The 282-nt window shown below is 41.5% G+C and carries 1 tRNA gene; it reads left to right on the top strand.

The window, feature by feature from the left end:
* Positions 1 to 76, top strand: a tRNA-Gly gene (locus AAEY97_RS21185).
* The last annotated feature ends 206 nt before the right edge of the window (positions 77 to 282 follow it).

Genomic DNA, 282 nt, shown 5'->3' with positions numbered 1-282 from the left:
GCGACATTAGCTCAGTTGGTAGAGCGATACCTTGCCAAGGTATAGGTCATCAGTTCGAACCTGATATGTCGCTCCAATTTTCTACATAATTTTGTATGCAACATTAGCTCAGTTGCGCTTTTAGAAAATGCGATACCTTGCCAAGGTATAGGTCATCAGTTCGAACCCCTCTTTATTTATAAAGAAGGTCGCTCCAATTTTCTATATGATTTTGATAGTACGCGACATTAGCTCAGTTGGTAGAGCGATACCTTGCCAAGGTATAGGTCATCAGTTCGAACC

It is taken from the genome of Shewanella sp. TB7-MNA-CIBAN-0143 (genome assembly GCF_040310065.1).
Classification (GTDB): domain Bacteria; phylum Pseudomonadota; class Gammaproteobacteria; order Enterobacterales; family Shewanellaceae; genus Shewanella.
The sequence above is the reverse complement of the archived record's forward strand: the minus strand, read 5'-3'. Positions and strand labels throughout refer to the sequence as shown.